Here is a 381-nt window from a genome sequence, read left to right as displayed (position 1 = left end):
CGTTGATTAATATTAATAATGAGGGAAATTTAATGAGCTTTTTTATTTCTGATGCGGTAGCGGCAACGGGTGCACCGGCGCAAGGTAGCCCGATGTCTTTGATTTTGATGCTGGTGGTATTCGGTCTGATTTTCTATTTCATGATCCTGCGTCCACAGCAGAAGCGCACCAAAGAACACAAAAAGCTGATGGACTCCATCGCTAAAGGTGATGAAGTGCTGACGAACGGTGGCCTGGTCGGTCGCGTAACCAAAGTAGCGGAAAACGGCTACATTGCTATCGCACTGAATGACACCACTGAAGTAGTTATTAAACGTGACTTCGTAGCTGCCGTTCTGCCGAAAGGCACCATGAAGGCGCTGTAATTAAAATTTTTCCCTA

Annotated in this window: 1 protein-coding gene; it reads left to right on the top strand. The window is 45.9% G+C overall.

From position 1 onward, the window contains the following. A partial coding sequence (gene yajC, locus CEW93_RS10705) for a preprotein translocase subunit YajC (protein WP_370511957.1) occupies positions 1 to 365 on the top strand: 365 nt, incomplete at its 5' end. Between the last annotated feature and the right edge of the window lie 16 nt (positions 366 to 381).

The organism is Moraxella sp. VT-16-12 (genome assembly GCF_002224245.2).
Lineage (GTDB): Bacteria > Pseudomonadota > Gammaproteobacteria > Pseudomonadales > Moraxellaceae > Moraxella.
This window is presented reverse-complemented; position numbering and strand designations above follow the sequence as displayed.